The organism is cf. Phormidesmis sp. LEGE 11477 (assembly GCF_015207105.1).
Classification (GTDB): Bacteria; Cyanobacteriota; Cyanobacteriia; order Phormidesmidales; family Phormidesmidaceae; genus Phormidesmis.
Window position 1 is genome coordinate 1 of the sequence record NZ_JADEXO010000110.1, and the last position, 21,029, is coordinate 21,029.

Consider the following 21,029-nt stretch of genomic DNA (forward strand, 5'->3'; position numbering starts at 1 on the left):
TTCCAAGCGAGGGGGCTTGCAGCTCAGTAACACAATTATTGAAGCCACTATTCAAACCGATCCGGCGACAGGGCGGGCCATTGGGGTCGGGCCTGCTAACGTACTTAGTCGAATCCCTCGCTCTGAGTTTCCGGTGCAAACAGACAGTATTGATGGGATTGCGATCGCGCCAGATGGCACTGTCTTCGGTGTGGCCAACCGAGGAGTTAGCACCGAACGAGCAGCCTCATCCCAGATATTAGTCACCATCGACATCAACACTGGCCAACTAGAAGAAAGAGGCACCTTTACCTTTGGTGGCGCTGAGATCGACGATGTAGAAGATCTCAATTTTGATCTGTTTGGCAACCTTTTTGCCATCTCTGGGAGCAACTTCAACGATTTCACTAACAATGCATTTGTTATTCCGCTCGATGCCGATGGCAATGCTCTCGATTCTAGTCAAAATATTCCACTAAGAGAAGAGACTGGCCGCCAGGACTATGAAGCCGCTGCCTGTTTGCCATTCGTCCCGGATGGTTCGCTAATTGTGGTCAAGCGCATCACGGCGATTACTCGCAACGGTGAAAATGTTCCAATCACAGGATTCGACGATCAGCTAAGCGACACCGATGACAATCTGCTGTTTGAAGAGACCGATGGAACGCTGCCAGTGGGCCTAGTTGCAGAACAAACTGCGCTTTCACCTGGCGATGAAGTGGAATATACCGTGTATGTCTACAATCCCAGCTCAGCGACATTAGAAAATGCGATCCTCTGCGATCCGCTACGTCAGCCGAACGTTCTCCAAGATGACAGCATTGAGTATTCTGAACCTAGCGTCGTCCCCAACGGAGGAGAGCTAGCATTTGACGGTGACGCTTCTGGGTTTGCGCGATCGCCCCTAGCCGCAGCCGACGAAGCCTGCTTACCGCTATTAGAAGGCAACGAATTCATCGGCGGCCCTCCAGCAGGCGGCGTCCGGGCCGGGGGCGGTGTCGTCACCGATGAATTCTCACTTGCCCCCGCTGAGGTCGCCGCCATCCGCTTTAGAGTCAGCGTCGGCCAGTTTGATGAAGACGCCGTCGAACCTGGTGAAGACGCTCCATAGGTCTTGTGTCATAGCAGGATGCAGCACTTCAGCCCAGAGAGGAAAATGCAGAGCCTGTAGAGATAAAAGATACCTTATCAAAACGATCTTTTATACACACGCCAAGGCTCCCTTTCGGGGGGTTTGGGGGAGCCTGGGCCCCCAAGCAGTGTTTAAGGGCTCACAAGGAATTTATTATTAGCAGCCAGCACCAAGACGAAGCAATCGCGGCTTCAGAAAAACGCGATTGCGTAGGACAAACCCAGCCATCATCAGGAACAACTCAGCGCTATCAACGTCATAGTCTTCAAGCTTCCGAAAAACCATTCTTTTTTCTGTTGCTTTAAGACAAGTTAAGTTGCTTTCTAAATGTGCCAAAAGCATGCTTAGGCAGCGCCTGAACTATCAGGCCATAAGTAGCGGCATCCATTAAGACAAAGAACTCGTACTACTACTAGCAAACAGCCCCTAGTAGCCTTTTAGTAAACCTAAAAAACTTTCTCTGTAAAGGCTTTTAGACGTTCTCATAGGTCGCTTAGCTCTTGTCTGAATCCGTTTCACACAAAAGTCAAAAGTCACTATCTGCCATGGCCGCCGTATTTCCTCTCGTCCTACTCATATCAATCTGGGTATTTATTCTCACGCACAGCCCTAAAAAGCCTCCAAAGAAACAAACCCCAGGCGACAAGATTGCCGAAGGCATAGAAGGTGTCATAAGAGGTACGGTAAAGGAGGATTTCCTAAAGCCCCCTAAAAAATGAAGTGGCTAAAATGAGCTTGTGTAAGGTGTTGCTACAATAGATTTCATTGCAATATAGCCGTTTCGTTCTGTTGTAGTCTTCATGTAGAAGAAAGGTCAGAATAGAGCGTAGTAGTCAACTAGTCGTATCATGAAACTTGTTGACCTTTCCTCTGGGTTTATTGCCAGATTCTATGACGACCATCATTGTCTACGGCAGTCTGATCAATCTAGAACAGCGCCAAAAGCAGCCAAACTTGTCTGCCGAAGCCTGTCCGGTATTAGTCAAAGGATACAAGCGAGTTTTCAACCAAGAACCGAGCTGGAGAAAAGGTAGCGGTGAGCATAGGGCCGTGCTGAATGTGGTCCGCTCCGAGCATGACTGCCTCAACAGCCTGCTCGTGAAGCTTCACGAAAAGAGCGACCTTGGTAGATTAGATGAAAGAGAAAGAGGTTATGACAGGATTGCGATCGCGCCCTCTCAAATCGCGTATCTATCTGCCGCCCATCCGGTATATCCGCCGGCCCGCTCGAGCCCTACCCACCAACAGACATACCTCTATCTAGGAAAACCCGAAAAGCAAAACAACAACATTCTGCCAAACGAGAATTATCTAGAGATATGTCTAGATGGGGCAAAACAATGGGGAGAGATATTCTATGAACAGTTCTTACAAACAACATACGTCGGCGAACAGACTCTAAAGACTTTTCTTCGAGATAGACCCTAGAGCGACCCTAGAAAGCGACCTCAAAAAGCGACCTTGAAAATAGCCCTAGCGCAGATAGCTTAGTTTCGATATCTTAAGAAATATTAGCTATCTAGTCGTATGTCAAATCGTTCTAGCAAGACCCGTCGAACATTTTTAGCAACTGGGCTGACGACCGCACTAGGCGTTGCTGGATGCGCTTCACTGCAGCGTTCATCTAGCATATCTTCTGGCATATCTTCTGCCTCTATCAGCGCAGAGCCGATAGCTGAGTCGCCAAATGAGTCATCAAACGGCGAGCTGTTGGCCAATCCAAACGAAATGCCGCTACGACAGCTAGGACGCACTAATATTCAACTGCCTATTTTGGGATTGGGTACTGCTGGCCAAACGCCACTAGCGCGATCGAATCAAGAGCAAGCCGCCGTCGAGCAGATCGAGCGGGCATTAGAGCTAGGTATTCGCTACTTTGATACCGCCGCTAGCTATGGCCCTAGCGAATCTTTTTTAGGCAAAGTGCTGCCTGCCTACCGAGCAGATATTTTCTTAGGTAGTAAGACGGCTGCTAGAGACTACGATGGCGCTTGGCGAAATCTAGAGCGATCTTTGCAAAGGCTCAATACTGACTATCTCGATCTGTGGCAGTTTCATCACGTGGCGATCGCCGCCGATCTCGATACGATATTCAGCCAAAACGGTGCTATAAAGGCATTAGAAGAAGCCAAAGAACAAGGTTTAGTTCGCTTCAGCGGCATCACTGGCCACCATGAACCGAGTGCCATCGTCGCTGGGCTCCAACGCTATTCGTTCGATCACGCGCTAATTCCAATCAACGCCGCTGATATTCATCATCCCAGGCCGTTTATCTCTGGTGCGCTGCCGACTGCGATCGCTCAGAACGTCGGCATCACCGCCATGAAAGTGCCTGCCTATGGACGACTGCTTAAACCAGGTTTGCTAGGCGGCATGGATCAGGCGCTAGGCTATACGCTGTCACAGCCTGGCGTTCACTGTGCGATCATCGCCGCCGAAACTATTGAACAGCTAGAAGAAAACGTACGGGTGGCTCGCGCCTTTCAGCCATTATCAGACTCAGCCCTGACCGAGATCGAGCAAAAGACAGTCACCGCCTGGCAAGACAACAACTTCTTTAGAGCTTGGACATAGCTTGGACACAGCCTTTAAAGGCTAGGAGATATTAGGGCTAAAATCAGAACAACTCTGAAACTACAAACCCCCTACAAAAGCGAAACGAATCACGTTCCGTAGGGGGCTTGTAGACCTAAAGCTTCAAGACGTAGACACGTTAGCTAGAGCTAGTAGCACTGCCGACAGCACCCTTGAGCGCTGCGATGCCCTGTTCGACACTCGCCCACAGGCCCATATCAGGCTCTACGCCTGCTAGTTCGCGAGTCCCCTCAAAATAAAGCACCCCTTTCAAGATTTCTTGGTGAGCCCTGTTCTCGAAGTTGACCTTATTCAACGGCTCCATCGCATCTTGCAAATCATCGTCCAAAGATTGAGCCGCCTTGTGCAAAACCAATCCACTCATCGTCTGCTGATGCTTTAACAGCTCAAACTCGAAGAACTTATCAAACAATGTCAGCTCGGAGCCAGACATCATCTCCTTGACCTTTTCTGCATGCGCTTGGCTGACAGAGCGAGCGTCTGCATTGGTACCGAGCTTGTTTACGGCTTTTTGAATGTCGCTTAGATTTTCACGGTCTTGGTTCAAAATTTTCTCTAGCCGTTCGCGAATCGTCTCATCGCTAGTTGCTTTGATCAGCGTTTGTTCTGCGTCGATTAGAACAGTCTGAAAAAGCTGAAGGTCAGCTAGCTTAGTGGCAATATTAGTCGTATCGGTCATATATTTTAGCGTCCTCTGTCTCTCTATAAAGAGACTTTTGTGGTTTACAAAAAATTAGCTACCTTTCCATGTTCGGACGGTATCAACAGGTTCTCCTCCGTCTTTTGAAAGATTCAAATCAGCTCAATATATAGACAATTCTGTAACGTTGACTACACGATAGGCATAGCTGCTTCAACATACTGCTATTAAAACGCTATTGAAACTTGGTAGCTAGCAGTTGCTGGCAGGGGGCGTAGCACACTGGAGATAATCGAATGGGAACGCTGCTGGTCAAAAATATTCATACCCTCGTGACGATGGATGACAACCGTCGAGAAATTCGTAACGGTGCGCTTTTTGTTCGGGACAACGTTATTGAAGCCGTCGGCACTAGCGACGATCTATCCACAGCAACCGCTCCTGCCGCCGCTGACGACGTTCTTGATCTTCAGGGCCGCCATGTTGTTCTTCCTGGCTTAATCAACACGCATCATCACTTCTTTCAAACCCTTACAAGAGCGATACCTGCCGCTCAAAACAGCGATCTCTTCGGCTGGCTACAAAACCTCTATCCCCTCTGGCAGAACCTCACCGCCGAACACATCTATTTCAGTACCCAAATGGCCGCTGCTGAGCTGATACTCTCCGGCTGTACCACCGCTAGTGATCATCTCTATCTGTTCCCAAACGACTGTACCCTAGATGATGAAATCAGAGCGGCCAAAGACATTGGTATTCGATTTCATGCCAGTCGTGGCAGCATGAGCGTTGGCCAGAGCGACGGTGGCCTGCCACCCGATACCCTAATCGAAAAAGAGCCAGATATCCTTAGAGACTCGCTGCGCCTGATTGAGGACTATCACGAGTGCGATCGCCACGCCATGACTCGCATTGTTCTTGCTCCTTGTTCTCCGTTTACAGTCTCCCAAGACCTTATGAAAAAATCAGCCACCATGGCCCGTGCTCATCCGGCTGTCCGCTTGCACACTCACCTAGCCGAAAACAAAAGCGACGTAGACTATAGCCTAGAAAAATTTGGCCTACGCCCCGGTGACTATGCCGAATCCGTCGGCTGGCTAGGAGAAGACGTCTGGCACGCCCACTGCGTACAGCTCAACGACAGCGCGATCGATAAGTTTGCCCGCACCGGAACTAGCGTGGCCCACTGCCCCTGTAGCAATATGCGCCTAGCAAGCGGCATGGCACCCATTCGTAAGATGCTAGACAAAGGCGTTGCCGTCGGCATCGGCGTTGATGGCGCTGCTTCTAACGATGCTTCTAACTTGTTACAAGAAACTCGCAGCGCCTTTCTGATGGCCCGGCTAAGAGAGATCGATGCTGCCGCCATGAGCGCCCGCGAAGCCCTAGAACTAGCCACCAGGGGCGGAGCAACCGTCTTAGGAAGAGATGACATAGGCTATCTAGCACCCGGCATGTCTGCTGACTTCATTGCATTCAATATCGATACACCTGCTCTAGTGGGCGCTCATCATGACGTTGTGGCTGCGCTGATTTTTTGTCAGCCACCCGCCGTCGACTACAGCTTTATCAACGGGAAGAAAGTCGTTGCACAAGGTCAGCTCACGACAGTGTCAATCGATCGATTAGTAGAAACTTGCAATCGTCTCTCTTTGGCTTTGGTAGAGTAACCTGGCTTTGGTAGAGTAAGCTAGATTCAAGAGACTCGGTGTCTAGGTTGTGTTCAGCCTGTGTCTATCCGTGTGAAATAAGCTATGCCTACAAATGTATCAGTATGTAGCGCACTTAGTTTCGATTTAGTGATAGCTGATAGTGTGTGAGTATTGGCATAATCCAGCTATATACAAAGACGCATGAAGGATCTGGGGAAAGCACTATTAGCAAAGCTGGATGACATTATAGAAATTTGGGTAAAAGCAGTTCGAGCAGATCTCGAAATCGATAGCAGCAAAGGCTTGACCTACGAGGCAGTACATAACGGCTTGCCAGATGTCTTAGAATCAGTTGCTACGCTGCTGACAGATGCCTTCAGCGATGAAGCGCAAGAGATTAGAGAAGACGCGCTAGAGCATGGTCACGTTCGCGCTGGGCAAGGGTTTGACCTCGCCGAAATTGTTAGAGAATATCGGATTCTACGAAACGTACTGATTATGGCGCTAGAGCCAGAGCTGACTACTGGAACAGTCTCAGAGGCTATTGAGGCGATCCGTAAAATAGATAGTATTCTTGATGATACTGTTTTATTCACGTTAGAGAGCTATATGGAACATCGGTTCTCTCTTTTGAAACAGATGCATGGCCAGCTATCACTTACTAATCAAGAGCTGATCCGCTTGATTCAAAATCAGAGAGATGATGTCTCGCACCTAGCGCATGAGCTAAAAAATCCACTCAACGCTATCATCGGTTTCTCCTCTATTTTGCTAAAAAAGCAAAGAGAACAGATACGCAGTAACGCAGGCACTTCCCTAGAAATACGCCAGATGGAGAGGATTGTCGGCAACGGGCGACAGATTTTACAGCTAATCAATAACACTTTAGAAGTTTCACGGCGAAATTCTTCTGAAATAGTTCTATCTATCGAGCAGGTGGAAGTGATCCCGCTGATTCAAACAGTGGTTGACTCTTTAGAACCTAGCATCCAGAACAAAGAGATTGAATTGATAGTAGAGTGTAGCCAAGCGCCCCAGAAGATTTATACCGACAGCCTGCGACTACAGCAAATCATCACTAACCTTTTGAGCAATGCAATCCGCTATACCGAAACGGGCTCTATTGAAGTGAGTAGCTATAGGATAGACGATGGGCAGTGGGCGATCGCAATTAAAGACACTGGGCGAGGCATTAAAGAAGAAGATCGCTCGAAAGTGTTCGAGCCCTATTTTCAAGTTGGAGAAGAAGAGCTGCCGGGCAGTAGCGGATTAGGACTTTCCATTGTCAATAAGTTAGTTAGAATACTGCAGGGTAGAATCGAGCTGACCTCTGAAGTTGGTCGGGGTTCTACTTTTGTAGTGTTTCTGCCGATTGAAGTTGATTAGGAGTTGATCAGAAGTTGATTAATAAATCGGTTATAGCTATAAGCATATAACGACATATGTGTAAGGGCAGCGATATTAATAGATTATGACCAACTCTAATTTTGGTTCGAGCATTAATCACGACACGTGGAATTTTAGTCAGTTAATCATCAAATCACGTTTTGCTGACGCCTTAAACCAAGGAATCTCTCGCTATCCTATTTATCGCCAGCTACGCTATGCGGCTCGTATGGAGCTAGAAAAGTTATTCGATCATATTGCTCTCGACTCGGCTTGGCGATCGCAAAGAATCAATACCTATCAAATGCTGTTGGATTCGGACAGTTTTTTCGTTTCTGCCAGCGGTGGTAGAACTGGCGACTATACTTCTTGCACATTTGAAGTGTGGGCAAACAGTTTAGAACAAGCAAAGAAGGTTGAACAGACGCTGCTGTCACATATTGACCCGGTGCGGATTACAGAGCCAATGTTCTCGGTCAACTGGAACTTCTTGACGTCCAAAAATGATTTGGCTAGCGCCGAGATAGAAGAGCTGGCCAACGACGTTCTACATGATGAAGCCTATCCTTTTTTAGATAAAGGCGTTTCTCACTTTATCAATCGCTTCTTGGACGCAGAGGAGAGCGTCTTGGTGCTTCAGGGGTTACCAGGCACGGGCAAAACCAGACTGATCAGAGCCATATTAGGAGCCATATCTAAGCGCAGAGGTGAAAAGGCAAGGGCGCTGTATACCGGTGATATGAGAGCGTTAGAGCATGACGAGATATTTGTGAAGTTTATCACGGGCTGGGATGATGCCTTTGTGATCGAAGATGCCGATCATCTATTAAAGCCTAGAGCCCATGGAAATGAGCACCTGCATCGATTTTTATCAATTGCGGATGGCGTAGTGCGATCGCAAGGCCGAAAAATCATCTTCTCTACCAATCTCCCTAACGTCAGCGACCTCGACGATGCCCTAGTCCGTCCGGGTCGCTGCTTTGCCAGGCTTAGCTTTCTCAAACTCCAGCGAGCAGAAGCCCAGCGGCTGACCGACAAACTATGCAAAGCAAAAGCCATAGCGCCTATTGATTTAGACAAAGCAATTCCCGACGCTACAAAGAAACGATATTCTCTAGCTCAAGTGTATAAAGCGATCAGCGCTGTCTCAGCCGAAAATTCTCCAATAGAAGACTTCCTACCAGGGGATTCTCCGCCAGAAGACTCCCCGATAGAAGATTCTAAGTAAAAAAATAGCGTATGACCTTCAACAGCTTCATTCGCCCAGCAGAAGAGAAAGACGTTGCGGCGTTAGTTCGCCTATCGATCGATAGCTTTCGCAACGCCTTCGAGCCTAACAATCCAAAATCAGATATCGATCTCTATGTCGAAGAAAACTTTTCATTTGATCAGATCTACGCTCAAGTATTAGCGCCTAGCAATCTCTTTTTGTTGCTGTTTATAGAACCCATTACAGAACAAACCTCGCGGCCTGTTGGCTATACCAAGCTGCGAATGGGCCTACCCGAATCTTGCGTAATTGGAGAGGAGCCTATAGAGATAGAGAGATTCTATTTAGACGCATCCGCTATCGGCAAAGGGCTAGGATCTACGCTCATGCGAGCATGCTTAGCCGAAGCTAGAGCGCGGCGCTATCAAACCGTTTGGCTAGGCGTATGGGAACATAACCACCGGGCGATCGCATTCTACAAACGCTGGGGATTTGAAATTGTCGGCTCGCACCCTTTTCAGCAAGGAACAGAAACCCAAACAGACTTAATCATGCAGCGAGCAGTTCCCTAAAAGGCTCTTACAAAAGGCTCCTACGGTAGATGCTAATTCCGATTGCAGGCTTTTAGGCTCTTATAACTTCTGTTACTTTGCTTGCGCGCATGAATTCTACTTTTGATATCGAAATGGCCTTTGCCCGCCTGCGCGAGACGATGCAGGCATACCCCAAAGCCGCCATGTTTCAGCTAGCCGAGGAGGGCTATCGTTCTCCTTTTGAGCAGCTAGTTTCCTGTATGATCTCGATTCGGACCTACGATGAGGTCAGCTTGCCTGTTTCTCGGCGGCTGTTTGAGCGGGCTAACACGCCTTTGGCCATGAGCAAACTATCCGTTGCTGAAATTGAAGGACTGATTAGGCAAAGCACTTATGCAGAGCGCAAAGCACACCAGATCTGGGCGATCGCCCAAGAAATTGTCAATCACCACAACGGCACCTTGCCCTGCGATGTTGATATCCTACTCGCCTTCAAAGGCGTCGGTCCTAAATGCGCTCATCTCACGTTAGGAATCGCCTGCGAACAGCCGTATATTAGCGTTGATGTGCATGTTCATAGAGTCGTCAACAGGTGGGGCTATGTCGCCACCAAGACCCCAGAGAAAACCACTAAAGCGCTAGAAGACTCTCTTCCCAAAGACCTATGGATTGAGACCAACAAACTGCTGATGCCCTTCGGCAAACAAATTTGCAAAGGTCAATATCCGCAGTGCCCAAAGTGCCCCTTAAATAACATCTGTCCTAAAGTAGGAATTTAAGATAGGCAACTAAAGCAGGCACATAGCTATGTATCTTTCATTGGCAGCGACCTAGAGATCCTCGGGTGGGTTTTCAGACCATGCGGGAGAATTCTCGGCGGCAATCGGCAGGGCTCCTTTCTTTGGTTTTTTGGGTGTCGGATAGGGCGATCGCGTCTTAGATTTGTCCTGTGCCACATCAGGTACCAAAGAAAGCTGCTGAGCCCCTGACGAAACAGGTTCAACTGGCTGCTGCTTCCTTCGCCTAGAGATCCCTTCTTCACTGGTCTGTTCGGCCACTACCTCATAAAGCAGGGCCACTTTGCCATCGCTGCCTTTACGTAGCACCCGACCTAGTCGCTGAATATATTCGCGAGTAGACCCACTGCCAGAGAGTAGAACGGCTATTCGCGCATCGGGGACATCGACGCCTTCATTGAGCACATGAGAAACAACAATCACGCTGTAGTCGCCGCCGCGAAACTTTTGCAAGATAGCATGTCTTTCTTTGACAGGCGTCTGGTGCGTAATGGCTGGAATCAAGAAGGTTTGAGAGATTTTGTAGACGGTGGCATTGTCGTTAGTAAAGATAAGAGTGCGTTCAGGGTAGTGCTGCTTCAGCAGTTTTTCTAACAGAGATAGTTTGCCAGCAGTGCCTAGGGCGATATTCTTAGCTTCGCGGTGGGCAATCATGGCCCGGCGTCCAGCAGGAGATTGAGCGCTGGCCTGAACGAATCGTTGCCAGCCTTGAGCGCTGCTCAGCCAGATGTTAGCAGCTTTGAGAAAGTCATTACGCTGCTGCTGTAGGCTGTCGTAGCGATCACGCTCCTCCTGACTCAGTTTCACCTTAAGCTGCACCACCTGATAGGGGGCAAGCGCCGTTCCTGACAGCTCTGCTGCCGTGCGCCGATAGACCACCGGGCCTAGCAGTTGGCCTAAGTCTTCATGCCGACCGTCGGTGCGCTCGGGCGTAGCCGTCAGCCCCAAGCGATAAGGCGAAATCGAATATTCGGCAATGCAGCGGTGAAAGTCACTCGGCAAATGGTGGCATTCATCGCAAATTAGCAGCGCATACTGACTGCCTAGATCTTCTGCGTAGATAGCGGCGCTGTCGTAGGTAGAGACTAGTATTGGCGTGCGATCGCGCGACCCACCACCGAGCAAGCCGACCTCTACCCCTGGAAACGCCGCCTCTAGATCCGCGTACCACTGATGCATCAAATCTAGAGTCGGTACGGTGATCAGCGTCCGCCTAGGCGTGGCCGCCATGATCATCTGGGCCAGGTAGGTCTTTCCGGCTGCCGTCGGCAACACCACTACGCCGCGTCGCTGGCCTTGCTTCCAAGCGTCTAACGCTTCTTGCTGATGGGCATAGGGCGTCAGGGTCAAATTATCCTGCAAGTCCAGCGGTTCAAACGCCTGCACCTTATCTTCAAACCGGACACCTTCTGCCCGTAGCGCCAGTACTAGCAGCCGATATTTGTCAGCGGGCACCCGAAAGCGCTCAATTCGATCATCCCAAACCGCATAGTCAATCCATGCCTTTCCTCTCGGTGGCGGATGTAAAACCAGCGTCCCACGGTCAAACTTTAGGGTTGGAGTTCTGGCCATAGACTTGCAGCAGTCTTGCTCAGCAGCTAACGCGATGTTTGTAGCATAGCGTTTACTGACTACTCGTACTGATGACGATTGATACTGAACTGCTGACTAATCCCACAAAATGCTGCTGATCTCAGGATGCTGGCGAATAGAGGCAAAATTAGCGTCCCTACGGGCCATGAGGCTATAGATATGAGGATTGATCTGAATGGCCTGCCTCAGATACAGAGCGGTAGTCTCCACATCACCTTTTAGGGCATAGGTAGAAGCTAAGCCGTACAGCGCGTTTGGATTTAGGCGAAGATGCTTCAGAGACTGTTGAAAGCTGTCTAGCGCGGCCTGATGCTTGAACAGGCGGTTGAGCAGCGTGCCTCTGTAGTTCCAAGCGTAGTGACAGTCTTCTTTGATCTCAACGACTCGATCTAGGCTGCCAATCGCCGCCGGAATCTGCTCTAAAGCCACTAGCGCCAGCGCTCTGCTGTACCAGGTATGGTGACTATTGGCTGCGATCGCGATGGATTTATCAAAGCTTTCTAGCGCGGCCTCTGGCTGGTCTAGTTTGAGTAGCGCCTGGCCTCGGTTATACCAGATCTTGTCATTGTGCGGGTCGCAGGCGATCGCCCGATCGAAGCTATCAACGGCTGAGGGGTATAGCTTGAGCTCTGCTTTGGCCACGCCTTGTCCGTGCCACGCTTCGGCATAGCTAGGATTGAGCTGCAGCACAGTGCGAAAATCTTTCAGCGCGGCCTCGTAGTTACGAGTCTGGATACTCGCTTGGGCTCTGTAGAACCAGGCTGCGACACTTTTGCTGTTTTGGGCGATCGCTTGATCAAAGGTGTCGATTGCCTCGTCATATCTTCCTCGGCTGATGAATGAGAGACCTTGTTTTACTAGCGTTGTAGCATCGCTAGAACCGCTAGAGCTAAAAGAAGAAATCACTGTATTATTAATTCGCTGTTATTAATTCGCTACATGGGGAAAACAATCCGACTAGCTCGGCAAACAGTTAGTCGCATCAGTTTTATGATTCCCAGCGCAATTTCAGTGCGTGTTGTTCAGTCGCGCATTGTACAGATCCTTTAATCGATTCCTCTGAACAAATTCAAGTTAATTCTCGCACTTTATTTTTCGCACTTATTGATCATGGTAGAAGTCGCTGTTGACAAAGCTCGTATTGAAAAAGACTCTATGGGAGTCCTAGAGATTCCAAAGAGCGCTTATTACGGCATTCAAACGCTGCGAGCTGTCCAGAATTTCCCGATTAGTGGACTCAAGCCGCTGCCGACGTATATAGATGCTTGTCTTTTGATCAAAAAGGCTGCTGCGATCGCCAACCAAGAACTCGACTGTATTCCCGCCGATATTGGTGATGCCATTGTTCAAGCTGTGGACGAAATCCTCAAAGGCAACCTGCGCGATCAGTTTGTCGTAGATGTCTATCAGGCCGGGGCGGGCACCTCTCACCACATGAATGTCAATGAGGTATTAGCGAATCGCGCTTTGGAGATATTAGGTGAGGCCAAAGGACACTACAGCCGCGTCAGTCCTAACGATCATGTGAACTATGGCCAATCGACTAATGACGTGATTCCAACCGCTATTCGCGTCGGTGGCATCCTAGCGTTAGAGCATTCGCTCTATCCTGCCTTAGCAGGTGCGATCGCCACCGTCAAAGCCAAAGCCACCGAATTTCAGGGCGTCGTCCGCTCGGGCCGCACCCACATGCAAGACGCCGTTCCGGTTCGACTAGGTGAAGGCTTTCGCGCCTGGGAACATATTTTGACCCAACACCAGCAGCGAATTCAAACTGCCGCCGCTGAGCTGGCTGTGATCGGTCTAGGCGGCAGCGCCACTGGCACCGGGCTGAATACTCATCCGAAATACCGCTTTCGCGTCGCTGAGCTTCTCAGTGACTATCTTCAGCAGCCAATTACCAGCGCCCCCCATCTAATGGCCGCCATGCAAAGTATGGCTCCTTTCGTCGCGCTCAGCAGCAGCTTGCGTAATCTGGCTCAAGACCTGGTAAAAATTTCTCACGATCTGCGACTGCTCGATTCTGGGCCCAAGACTGGACTCAAAGAAATTCAGCTCCCGCCTGTGCAGCCCGGCTCGTCAATCATGCCCGGCAAGTACAATCCCGTGATGGCAGAGATGACCTCAATGGTGTGCTTTCAGGTGATGGGCTATGACCAGGCGATCGCGCTCGCAGCCCAGGCAGGTCAGCTAGAGCTCAACGTAATGATGCCGCTAATTGCCTATGATCTCATTCACAGCATCGAAATCTTGGGCAACACGGTAGAGGCATTAGATACTAAATGTCTGCAGGGAATCACTGCTTTTCCTGAACGCTGCGCCGACTACGCAGAGGGCAGCCTGGCCCTGGTAACGGCGCTGAATACGCATATTGGCTATTTGAATGCAGCTGCGATCGCCAAAGAATCACTCGAAACTGGAAAGTCTCTTCGCCAGCTGGTGTTAGAGAATAAGCTGATGGATGAAGCCACCCTCAATGAAGTACTCGATCTGCAAAAGATGAGTCAAACACCCAAATAGATAGCTAGACTACGAATGAGGTCAACAGCGCGTGATATGAACATGGAGCAGCTTCTGATCGAAAGACAAATTATTCATTGCGATTCAGAAATTATGAGCGGAACGCCAGTATTTACAGGTACTAGAGTTCCGTTGCAAACTTTCTTCGACTATCTAGAGGCTGATAAGGGACTCGCTGAATTTCTAGAAGATTTTCCACACTTAAGGAAACAGGTATTCCAGATACTAGAGATCACACTACGAGAAGTTCTAGAAAAAACAGGAAATTTAAGTGCGCGTTCTGCTTGATGAAAATCTGCTAAGCGCAAAGTTAAAAAAGCCACTGGTAGATCTGGGATATGAGACTAAGAACGTTGAAGATATGGGTTGGCGTGGTACCAAAGATACAGCGCTCTTAGCACTAGCATCCTCACACGACTTTGAGGTATTCATCACCGCAGACAAAAATCTTCCACACCAGCAAAACATAAGGTCTTTAGCGATCAAGCTGGTTATATTAAATGCCGTAAGTACACGTCCAACCTGCCTCGTACCTCTAATTTCTCGGATTGGTAGCCAATTACATCAGCTAGAAGTTGGTTCTATTACAACTATTAACGACAATCAAGAGATAACCAGCTTTAAACCTAGTTGAGACAGCAGATCAGAATTCTTAGAAGCTCTTCAAGATCGGCAGGAACGCGGTAAAGGTCTAGCCCTTGAATGACTTGGCGAGACTGCCGATGGAACTGGCCAAACTGCCATATGTTTCCAGTTGAAACCGCGCCATGAAGAATAGGTTGGTCTGATTCTATCCTCTGATCGAGGGCAATTAACTCAGTTGCCAACTGCACGAATCCACGTTCTAGGTCTTCATTTTGAAGTAGTCGGCAAAGCTGTAAGACCGTTCAGGATCGATAATAGAAGGCTTAGGCATGACAGTCACCTACTCATCGCTTTACTAGGCATCTGCTAAAATCTTATCTCTAAGTTCGATCGTGTCCGTATTTGCTCTTCACTAGACTAGACCCGTTAACCTATGACCTACAGCGCTCCTCAACCCGTCGCCGCTCAAGAAGATGCTTGGTGGGTGCAGCAGTGGGTAGACTTGCTCAATTCTTATCGCTTTAAAAAGCGGTTGGAAAGGGGACGAAATTATGCGCGTCAAGGCAATATTCTTTCGCTTGAGTTCAAGGACTCGAAAGTGCATGCTACGGTTCAAGGAACGGCGAATGAGCCCTATCAGCTATCGATTTGGATTGAGCGCTTTGCGGATGAAGACTGGGGTTTTGTGATCGATACCCTCAGTCAAAAGGCGCTGTATTCCGCGCAGCTGTTGGCGGGCGAAATGCCAGATTCCATTGAGGCGGTGTTTACCTCTAATGGCCTCAGCCTGTTTCCGTTTACCCTAGCTGATGTCAAATCCAAGTGTAGCTGCCCCGATCCCAAAAACCCCTGCAAACATATTGCGGCTGTCTACTATCAGCTCGGCGATTCCTTCCGAGAAGATCCTTTCGTTTTATTTCAGCTACGCGGTCGAACTAAGGAGCAGATTCTAGAGGCATTGCGATCACACAGACAGCAGGCGGCTGAAGCTGCTGGCGAAACGGCTGCCGAAAAGACCGAAAAGACAGGGTCTATGGCTGGGGCGTCAGACGAGTCTAAAAAAGAATCACTGCCTCAGCCTGGGGCAAAGGCCGAAACGATTTTGCCAGTTGAGGGCTTCTGGAAATATGACACGCCAATCGATCCGTCGCTAGTAGTGATTACGCCAGCCGAGCAAACTGTGCTAGACGTCATTGGTGATATGCCACTGCCAACTAGCGAAGCCCAAATAGTGATGGCCCACTTCAAAACGCTCTATCAGAACGTTGCTCAGCAAGCCATGATGACAGCACTTAGTTGAGTGGCGCTAAACTAGCTCACCATTGCGAGTAAGCGTCTTAGTCCTAATGCGCCAATCAAGAGGTAGCCAATCGCTAGCAGCAAACTGCTGGGGGTGACTCGGAAGGTGGCCTTTGTAGCTTCTGCTTTGAGCCTTCTAGTGGCGTTTTCCCTGCGCTCACCAATTTCAGTTTGTTCCTGGGTGATTCGAGTTTGTAGCTGGGTTTGCACTTCGTTAATTTGAGAGGTCAAGAAGCTGTCTAGTTCTTGAGGATTATCGCGGAATCGTCGAATTTGGGCGGCCTGGGCTTCGTCTATGCTACCACTGGCGATCTCAGCTTGCAGTTGATCTTCGTTTTCCAGCAGGACATTAATTTGCGCTCGGCGCTGAGGCAAATCGTTATTCAACCGGGCTTCTAACTCATTGGTGGCTTGCTCTGCCTCTGCTTCCACCTGATTTAGCGCTTGCTCTGCTTCTGCTTCCACCTGAGCGAGGGCGTCGCGGCTCTGAAGCCGAACGTTGTTGGGATGAAACACCGTCGTAGCCAGGAACATCACACCTAGAAGGCAAGAGAGCAAACAGGTCCAAAACCGAACGTCGAGGAGCAGTGTGGATTTTCTAGCTGATTTTCCTAAGCTAGTGTCGATCCAATAGCCTGTAAATAGCAGCGCAATCCCCACCAACGGAACAATCCCTCTATCGACTAAGCCGGTGGTCGTAGCTAGCTCCCAGCCTCGATTGCCAAAATTCGGTGGAAATAGCAGCGTCAAAAAGTCAATCAGCGCATTCAAGATAGTGATTGCGCCTACTAGCTTTAGCGCGATCGCCGCTAGCGGTGATGGGGCAATAACGCTGTTCTTTGGCGAAGTAGTTGTCATAACAAATAAACTAGGTGCAATCAGCTACACCATATTTCCCCTGAGTGTGTTTGGAATTAGCATGGTGTGAAATTAAGAATAAAGCAAAGTTGATGAATTAGCGACCAGTGCTAGAATAATCTCTCGCTTTCTATATTTTCTGTCCCTTTCTCCTCTAGATAGCTCACGTTGATCTGACTCTTGCTTTCATATAGCCAGTTCAATTGCTTGGGGTCTAGCTTGGCGTGATACATCAGCTTTAGCGTTTGATTGACCAGAGCCTGCCGATAGATGCCGCGATCGCGAAATCGCCTAGCTGAAGTCGTTACCTTACCCGGTGCGATCGCCGCTTTGCCATGACCGACGGAATTGCCAAACTCACGTAGCGCCATACTCAGCGCGGTGTCTTCAAAAATATCCATATCTGGAACGCCATTCACAGCGCTCAGTGCTTTTTTAGTCGCAAAGATGCAGTGGTCTAGATAGAGGATGCCTTGGCGCGATCGCACGTTCGTCGAATACCAAGAGGTAAATCGCAGCAGCCAGTGATCCATATCAAAGCTGTGGACAAACCCGCCCCAAACGGCATCCTGCTGCTGTAGGGCAGTTTCAGCCTGCTGTAGCGCTGTGGCTGGCGGCAGCAAAGTTGCCGGATGGTGTAGCAAAACGTGCTCACCTTTGCTAGCCTCGATGCCAATATTCAAGCGCTGGGCCCGGTTGCTAGCTGTCGTTTTAATGATCGATATCTCAGGAAACTGCTCAATCGTCGCCAGCGTATCGTCTTGGCTAGGACTAACCACGGCAATTAGCTGCTTTGGCCCTGTTTGCGATCGCAGATTTTCTAAAATCTGAGGCAGATAGCCGTGGCGCGATTCATTAAAACAAGGCAAAACAACAGAGAACATTGAGCAAAAAGAACACTAAGTAAGGAGAACGCTAAGTAAAAGGAGCAATAGGTAAAAGGATCAATAGCCAGCAGGCCGCTCACGGCACCAAAGGCTAGACTACCAGCCCAGTAACCCGAGCTTAGTGCTCTGTCAAAGCCAATAAGTTTCCCCTTCCCCTACTACCCTATCCTCTACTCAAGCTCTACCCTTTCGAGGCTTAACGCTGCACTAGCAACGAGTCACAGTAACGAGTCAGAATATCTACGGTAAGCTTGTCAGAGCGAAAGGAGTGACTCATGATAGCCCCAACCATTGAAATTCTTGCTGACAAATCCGCGCTGATCGATCGCGCTTATGATCTGACCGTTTCGTTGGTCAAAGAGGCGGTCGCCTCTAGCGATAGAGCTACCCTCGCCCTTTCAGGCGGTAGCACCCCAAAACCACTCTACGAGGCCCTAGCCAAAGCTGATTTACCCTGGGAAAAAGTTTATATCTTTTGGGGCGATGAGCGCTATGTGCCTCACGACCACCCTAAAAGTAACGCGCTAATGGCCAAAGAAGCCTGGCTTAACCGCGTCCCTATTCCAGCCGAAAATATCTTTCCGATGCCAACTAGCGCGGGCGATCCGGCTGCCGACGCTGCCCAGTACGAAAAGCAGCTCAAGGAATTCTTTCAGTTAGCTGAGGGCGAACTGCCTGCTTTGGACTTTGTGTTACAGGGCATGGGTGACGATGGCCATACGGCTTCCTTGTTTCCGCATACAGACGCGCTAGATGTGCGCGATCGCCTGGTCACGGTAGGCAATCACGATGGCGAACCGCGCATCACTTTTACCGTGCCGCTGATTAACCAGGGGCGACATGTCGTTTTCCTAGTATCAGGAGAAAATAAGCAAACAGCGCTCGCCCATGTATTTTCTGACGAGGCGGATGGTCATACTTATCCTAGTAAACTCATTCAGCCTGCCGCCGGGGCTCATTGGCTGCTAGATGCGCCCGCTGGCAAAGGTATCCCTGACGATATGAAGTAGTCAACCTACAAGCTATCGCTTTTGCCCTTTTGCTAAAGACAAATAAAGGCAAAATAGTCATTCTACCGAAGCGCTTATGATTACCTGTCCTAACTGCAACCACCAGAACCCAGAGGGCGCGCTCCAATGCGAGGCGTGCTATACGCCGCTGCCAGCTTTGACTACTTGTCCTCAGTGTCAGGCCCCGATTCAGTCAGATGCTAGCTTTTGTGGTCAGTGCGGCAACGACCTCAGATCATCCGCCGCTGAACAAACGCAAGGTCTCTCTGCGCCTGATACAGAAGCCAACGCATCTGGCGTGAGTAATCTAAAGACAAATGGTTCGGCGACAAACTCACCGGAGCCTGTAACTGCGGCAGCTAATTCATCGCCAGATCAGCCTAGTTCTGAATCTTTTAGTGAGTTCAGTCAGTCTATTGACTTCGATGAATCCGTCGACTTTGGCGATTTTGAATCCTCTACCGATCCGACTGTGGGCCCCACCACTGGGCCAGCTACAGAGTCAGCTACAGAGCAGACTGTCGGATCGGTGGCTGAACTGACCACTGAACCGGCTACAGAGTCAGCCACCGAGTCTGCTAGTAAAGTTCCTCTCTCAGCAATTCCGACTGCGCCGATGCCATCAATGCCAGCTACTCGAATTCAACCTGTGGGCGCGGCACTAAAGCACGTTCAAACCGAGACAAGTATTGCAGTGCCCAGTCAGCTATCTGTGGTACGGATTGGGAAACCTAATGAACACACACAGCCTAATATCGATATCTCTGGGTTTCCTAATTCGGAAATTGTTTCTAGGGTGCATGCCAATCTGCTTGTAGAAGGCGATGTCTACTATCTAGAAGATATGGGCAGCTCTAATGGCACCTATATTAATGGTCTGCCGCTGCCGCCGGGTAATCGCTATCGACTGAATGCGGGCGATCGCATTGCCTTTGGCAAAGGGGATAAGGTCAGCTTTATTTTTGAGGCAGCTGGATACTGAGCGGATACTGAGCAAAAGGTTTTGCGAAAGGCTTTGAGATTTAGCTGTTCGACCCGATGTCTAGATTGTGTGTGTTGAACTGTTCCAACCATCTGGTCTTTGCATTGTGCCTGCTTTAACCAACGTAATTACCCTGTCTTTGCTGCACCCAGTAGACAAAACGCCTGTACAGAGCTGGACTTTTGAAAAGGAGTCTGTTGTGCGAATTGGCCGCTCTGTGAGTAACGATGTTGTGCTCTATAGCGCTGTCGTCTCGCGTCACCACGTAGAGCTACACCAAACACCAGACGGCTGGGAGATCCACAATGTCGGTATCAACGGCACCTTTCTGGCGGGTCAGCGGATTGAGAAAAAAGCCGTTCAAGATGGCCTGGTAATTCGTCTGGCCCGCTCTGGCCCGAACATCCAGATCAACCTGGTTTCACAGACTAGAGGAATGTCCTCGATTCATGCTCTAATTGCCAAGCAAGAGGCAGCGCGGAAATCTTCTTAGGTGCTTCTCCTAATATACTTTTATAGCTAGCGTTGGATGCATTCGACGCTAGCTGACCACTTTGCTCTTCTATGACAAGGTTTTATCGTTAGAGAGTGTGGAGCAAAGTAGCAGACGCTATAAGTGCCCTTTGGCGAACTTTCTAGGCAGGCTTTCCATATGGCGCGCGGTGATCAAATCTACGCAATGCGAGAGGTGGCGGGCATTCCCTACGAGCACCACGGTATCGATCGCGGTGATGGCAGCGTAATTCACTACAGCAAACAGGGCGAAGCCGTCATCAAACGGACAACCCTAGCCGCTTTTGCTAGAGGCGGTGTCGTTAGGGTGAAGCCTCAGCCGACTGCGTTTATCCCTTCGCTAGTGATCGAGCGAGCCGAGAGCCGACTGGGAGAGCGAGAGTACGATCTATTTTTCAACAACTGTGAGCATTTTGCCAACTGGTGCAAAACTGGGCGGCGTGAGTGTGCTCAGCTCGATGACTTTGGGTTGAACCTAGAGCGAGTGAAGCTGCCTGCAGCGACCGATCTGGTTCGTCAAGCAGCGCTAAGTGCGATAGGAAAAGCGGCAGGGCGACCGTCTACAGATGAGTCACCGCAGAAAACTTCCGAGCTATTCCAAACGGCATTAGAGAATGTAGCGATCGCAACTCGAACGCTATTGCCTGCCTATGAACAGGCGACGCGCGATCGCACTACTTGGCACCAGGTCGCTCAGCGGGCGCTCGGCAAAGATAGAGAAGATCTTGCCCGCGCTGCCCTTTACAAAAAGGTCGCAGCTGATAAGAAAGCGACGGACATTAAAGATAAGCTGAGCCAGCTATCTGACTTGCAGCTGAGCTTGGAGCAGAACCAGATGTTTTTGCAAAAGAACTAGGG

Annotated in this window: 22 protein-coding genes; 16 read left to right on the forward strand and 6 right to left on the reverse strand. The window is 49.6% G+C overall.

From position 1 onward, the window contains the following. The 3 genes from IQ256_RS23010 to IQ256_RS23020 form a co-directional block, all read left to right on the forward strand. Positions 1 to 1,090 (forward strand): DUF11 domain-containing protein (locus IQ256_RS23010; protein WP_193858036.1); only part of this gene is annotated, 1,090 nt, incomplete at its 5' end. A gap of 912 nt (positions 1,091 to 2,002) precedes the next feature. Further along, positions 2,003 to 2,539 (forward strand): gamma-glutamylcyclotransferase family protein, encoded by a 537-nt coding sequence (locus tag IQ256_RS23015; RefSeq protein ID WP_193858037.1) that lies wholly within the window; start codon positions 2,003 to 2,005, stop codon positions 2,537 to 2,539. Positions 2,540 to 2,638: 99 nt separating this feature from the next. Beyond that, positions 2,639 to 3,685 carry an aldo/keto reductase gene (locus tag IQ256_RS23020; protein WP_193858038.1) on the forward strand — a complete coding sequence of 349 codons (1,047 nt, stop codon included), beginning with the start codon at positions 2,639 to 2,641 and terminating at the stop codon, positions 3,683 to 3,685. A 139-nt stretch (positions 3,686 to 3,824) separates the two neighbouring features. Here the strand turns inward: IQ256_RS23020 and IQ256_RS23025 are convergent, their stop codons facing one another. Further along, positions 3,825 to 4,385, reverse strand: coding sequence for a hemerythrin HHE cation-binding protein (locus IQ256_RS23025; RefSeq protein ID WP_193858039.1), 561 nt, complete (start codon positions 4,383 to 4,385; stop codon positions 3,825 to 3,827). Positions 4,386 to 4,642: 257 nt separating this feature from the next. Here IQ256_RS23025 and IQ256_RS23030 point away from each other — a divergent pair, with 257 nt between their 5' ends. The 5 genes from IQ256_RS23030 to nth all read left to right on the forward strand — a co-directional run bounded on the left by IQ256_RS23030 (position 4,643) and on the right by nth (position 9,906). After that, complete coding sequence (locus tag IQ256_RS23030) at positions 4,643 to 6,016, forward strand: 8-oxoguanine deaminase (protein WP_193858040.1); 1,374 nt, start codon at positions 4,643 to 4,645, stop codon at positions 6,014 to 6,016. A 183-nt stretch (positions 6,017 to 6,199) separates the two neighbouring features. After that, positions 6,200 to 7,384, forward strand: coding sequence for a sensor histidine kinase (locus IQ256_RS23035; protein WP_193858041.1), 1,185 nt, complete (start codon positions 6,200 to 6,202; stop codon positions 7,382 to 7,384). Between the two features lie 85 nt (positions 7,385 to 7,469). Beyond that, positions 7,470 to 8,612: an AAA family ATPase gene (locus tag IQ256_RS23040; protein ID WP_193858042.1), complete on the forward strand. Its 1,143-nt coding sequence runs from the start codon at positions 7,470 to 7,472 to the stop codon at positions 8,610 to 8,612. An 11-nt stretch (positions 8,613 to 8,623) separates the two neighbouring features. Next, positions 8,624 to 9,166 (forward strand): GNAT family N-acetyltransferase, encoded by a 543-nt coding sequence (locus IQ256_RS23045; RefSeq protein ID WP_193858043.1) that lies wholly within the window; start codon positions 8,624 to 8,626, stop codon positions 9,164 to 9,166. A gap of 89 nt (positions 9,167 to 9,255) precedes the next feature. Next, entirely contained in the window at positions 9,256 to 9,906 is a 651-nt protein-coding gene (nth, locus tag IQ256_RS23050) for an endonuclease III (RefSeq protein WP_193858044.1), read from the forward strand. A 51-nt stretch (positions 9,907 to 9,957) separates the two neighbouring features. Here nth and IQ256_RS23055 read toward each other — a convergent pair whose 3' ends face one another. Beyond that, positions 9,958 to 11,496, reverse strand: coding sequence for a DEAD/DEAH box helicase (locus IQ256_RS23055; protein ID WP_193858045.1), 1,539 nt, complete (start codon positions 11,494 to 11,496; stop codon positions 9,958 to 9,960). A 96-nt stretch (positions 11,497 to 11,592) separates the two neighbouring features. Then, on the reverse strand, positions 11,593 to 12,423 hold the full coding sequence (locus tag IQ256_RS23060) for a tetratricopeptide repeat protein (protein WP_193858046.1): 831 nt from the start codon (positions 12,421 to 12,423) through the stop codon (positions 11,593 to 11,595). Between the two features lie 204 nt (positions 12,424 to 12,627). Here IQ256_RS23060 and IQ256_RS23065 point away from each other — a divergent pair, with 204 nt between their 5' ends. From IQ256_RS23065 to IQ256_RS23075, 3 genes are read left to right on the forward strand one after another with little or no spacing between them, the layout of a single operon-like run. Further along, positions 12,628 to 14,037: an aspartate ammonia-lyase gene (locus tag IQ256_RS23065; RefSeq protein WP_193858047.1), complete on the forward strand. Its 1,410-nt coding sequence runs from the start codon at positions 12,628 to 12,630 to the stop codon at positions 14,035 to 14,037. A gap of 42 nt (positions 14,038 to 14,079) precedes the next feature. Next, a complete protein-coding gene (locus IQ256_RS23070) occupies positions 14,080 to 14,325 on the forward strand; it encodes a DUF433 domain-containing protein (RefSeq protein WP_228025191.1) in 246 nt (81 codons plus the stop codon). After that, positions 14,309 to 14,671, forward strand: a complete 363-nt coding sequence (locus tag IQ256_RS23075) for a DUF5615 family PIN-like protein (RefSeq protein WP_193858049.1) — start codon at positions 14,309 to 14,311, stop codon at positions 14,669 to 14,671. Before IQ256_RS23070 ends, IQ256_RS23075 begins: the two co-directional genes overlap by 17 nt. On the opposite strand, the gene IQ256_RS23080 is transcribed toward IQ256_RS23075, so the two are convergent. After that, the gene (locus IQ256_RS23080) at positions 14,664 to 14,864 is read right to left on the reverse strand and encodes a hypothetical protein (protein WP_228025192.1); all 201 of its coding nucleotides are present in this window, start codon (positions 14,862 to 14,864) and stop codon (positions 14,664 to 14,666) included. The genes IQ256_RS23075 and IQ256_RS23080 overlap by 8 nt on opposite strands. 191 nt (positions 14,865 to 15,055) lie before the next feature. On the opposite strand from IQ256_RS23080, the gene IQ256_RS23085 reads away from it, so the two are divergent. Next, a complete protein-coding gene (locus IQ256_RS23085; protein ID WP_193858050.1) occupies positions 15,056 to 15,922 on the forward strand; it encodes an SWIM zinc finger family protein in 867 nt (288 codons plus the stop codon). An 11-nt stretch (positions 15,923 to 15,933) separates the two neighbouring features. On the opposite strand, the gene IQ256_RS23090 is transcribed toward IQ256_RS23085, so the two are convergent. Both IQ256_RS23090 and IQ256_RS23095 read right to left on the reverse strand, forming a co-directional pair. Next, a complete protein-coding gene (locus tag IQ256_RS23090; protein WP_193858051.1) occupies positions 15,934 to 16,779 on the reverse strand; it encodes an HpsJ family protein in 846 nt (281 codons plus the stop codon). 110 nt (positions 16,780 to 16,889) lie between these two features. Further along, positions 16,890 to 17,663 (reverse strand): glycosyltransferase, encoded by a 774-nt coding sequence (locus IQ256_RS23095; protein WP_193858052.1) that lies wholly within the window; start codon positions 17,661 to 17,663, stop codon positions 16,890 to 16,892. 278 nt (positions 17,664 to 17,941) lie between these two features. Here IQ256_RS23095 and pgl point away from each other — a divergent pair, with 278 nt between their 5' ends. From pgl to IQ256_RS23115, 4 genes are all read left to right on the forward strand, one after another. Beyond that, positions 17,942 to 18,676 carry a 6-phosphogluconolactonase gene (pgl, locus tag IQ256_RS23100; protein WP_228025193.1) on the forward strand — a complete coding sequence of 245 codons (735 nt, stop codon included), beginning with the start codon at positions 17,942 to 17,944 and terminating at the stop codon, positions 18,674 to 18,676. Between the two features lie 76 nt (positions 18,677 to 18,752). Then, positions 18,753 to 19,658 carry an FHA domain-containing protein gene (locus IQ256_RS23105; protein ID WP_193858053.1) on the forward strand — a complete coding sequence of 302 codons (906 nt, stop codon included), beginning with the start codon at positions 18,753 to 18,755 and terminating at the stop codon, positions 19,656 to 19,658. Positions 19,659 to 19,764: 106 nt separating this feature from the next. Beyond that, entirely contained in the window at positions 19,765 to 20,151 is a 387-nt protein-coding gene (locus IQ256_RS23110; RefSeq protein ID WP_193858054.1) for an FHA domain-containing protein, read from the forward strand. A gap of 159 nt (positions 20,152 to 20,310) precedes the next feature. Next, positions 20,311 to 21,027, forward strand: coding sequence for a lecithin retinol acyltransferase family protein (locus IQ256_RS23115; RefSeq protein WP_193858055.1), 717 nt, complete (start codon positions 20,311 to 20,313; stop codon positions 21,025 to 21,027). The last annotated feature ends 2 nt before the right edge of the window (positions 21,028 to 21,029 follow it).

What these genes read in the sequence shown, in the direction of transcription:
- pgl (WP_228025193.1), top strand. Translation starts at nt 17,942, where the DNA reads ATGATAGCCCCAACCATTGAAATTCTTGCTGACAAATCCGCGCTGATC.
- IQ256_RS23025 (WP_193858039.1), bottom strand. Translation starts at nt 4,385, where the DNA reads ATGACCGATACGACTAATATTGCCACTAAGCTAGCTGACCTTCAGCTT.
- IQ256_RS23045 (WP_193858043.1), top strand. Translation starts at nt 8,624, where the DNA reads ATGACCTTCAACAGCTTCATTCGCCCAGCAGAAGAGAAAGACGTTGCG.
- IQ256_RS23040 (WP_193858042.1), top strand. Translation starts at nt 7,470, where the DNA reads ATGACCAACTCTAATTTTGGTTCGAGCATTAATCACGACACGTGGAAT.
- IQ256_RS23065 (WP_193858047.1), top strand. Translation starts at nt 12,628, where the DNA reads ATGGTAGAAGTCGCTGTTGACAAAGCTCGTATTGAAAAAGACTCTATG.
- IQ256_RS23055 (WP_193858045.1), bottom strand. Translation starts at nt 11,496, where the DNA reads ATGGCCAGAACTCCAACCCTAAAGTTTGACCGTGGGACGCTGGTTTTA.
- nth (WP_193858044.1), top strand. Translation starts at nt 9,256, where the DNA reads ATGAATTCTACTTTTGATATCGAAATGGCCTTTGCCCGCCTGCGCGAG.
- IQ256_RS23095 (WP_193858052.1), bottom strand. Translation starts at nt 17,663, where the DNA reads ATGTTCTCTGTTGTTTTGCCTTGTTTTAATGAATCGCGCCACGGCTAT.
- IQ256_RS23115 (WP_193858055.1), top strand. Translation starts at nt 20,311, where the DNA reads ATGGCGCGCGGTGATCAAATCTACGCAATGCGAGAGGTGGCGGGCATT.
- IQ256_RS23090 (WP_193858051.1), bottom strand. Translation starts at nt 16,779, where the DNA reads ATGACAACTACTTCGCCAAAGAACAGCGTTATTGCCCCATCACCGCTA.
- IQ256_RS23030 (WP_193858040.1), top strand. Translation starts at nt 4,643, where the DNA reads ATGGGAACGCTGCTGGTCAAAAATATTCATACCCTCGTGACGATGGAT.
- IQ256_RS23105 (WP_193858053.1), top strand. Translation starts at nt 18,753, where the DNA reads ATGATTACCTGTCCTAACTGCAACCACCAGAACCCAGAGGGCGCGCTC.
- IQ256_RS23020 (WP_193858038.1), top strand. Translation starts at nt 2,639, where the DNA reads ATGTCAAATCGTTCTAGCAAGACCCGTCGAACATTTTTAGCAACTGGG.
- IQ256_RS23070 (WP_228025191.1), top strand. Translation starts at nt 14,080, where the DNA reads ATGGAGCAGCTTCTGATCGAAAGACAAATTATTCATTGCGATTCAGAA.
- IQ256_RS23085 (WP_193858050.1), top strand. Translation starts at nt 15,056, where the DNA reads ATGACCTACAGCGCTCCTCAACCCGTCGCCGCTCAAGAAGATGCTTGG.
- IQ256_RS23035 (WP_193858041.1), top strand. Translation starts at nt 6,200, where the DNA reads ATGAAGGATCTGGGGAAAGCACTATTAGCAAAGCTGGATGACATTATA.
- IQ256_RS23015 (WP_193858037.1), top strand. Translation starts at nt 2,003, where the DNA reads ATGACGACCATCATTGTCTACGGCAGTCTGATCAATCTAGAACAGCGC.